1 protein-coding gene is annotated in these 619 nt (G+C 54.8%); it reads left to right on the top strand.

All coding sequences use genetic code 11. The features are described 5' to 3' along the window. The coding region (locus ACVOLL_RS20580; protein ID WP_481514567.1) for an OST-HTH/LOTUS domain-containing protein at positions 1–608 on the top strand (608 nt) is incomplete at its 5' end. Positions 609–619: the final 11 nt, after the last annotated feature.

The raw sequence follows: 619 nt of genomic DNA on the forward strand, positions 1-619 counted from the left end.
CCGACGACACACACAAGCAACCTGACGGCTCAATCCATTTCAGCTTCCGGATGCAGCTCAAACTGCCAACCGAACGTCACGAGGCCCTCAAGACGGAACTGCGCGAGCTGGTGACACTACGAAATACACTGGTGCACCATTTCATCGACTTACATGATCTGTGGACCATCGATGGTTGCCTTCAAGCCCAGGGCGCGCTTAGCCGCTCATACGCAGAGATCGACCGGCACTTCGAACAACTGGTTACGTTTTCTGGCTACATGGATGAGGCAAGGAAAGCCGCTGCCGAGTTGGTGCAATCAACACAGTTTCACGAAATGGTCGTCAATGGAATTGCACCCGACGGTAAGATTCATTGGCAACTGGCGGGTATTGTCGGAGCGTTGAGGGAAGCGTTCCATGCACTTTCCATCGACGACTGGGTTAATCTTGATGCTGCGGCACGATGGATTGCCGAGCACCATCCTCAGCAAACGCCACGAAAGTACGGCTGCTCCCGCTGGCGTCACGTCATTCACGAGTCGGGACAATTCGAGTTGCGTCGATTCATGCACAACGGACAGTTCGGAGCGTGGTATCGGGAACGGCGCAACGCGACCGACCGTTAAACGAAAGCTTC

Source organism: Stenotrophomonas sp. STEN035, assembly GCF_056759935.1.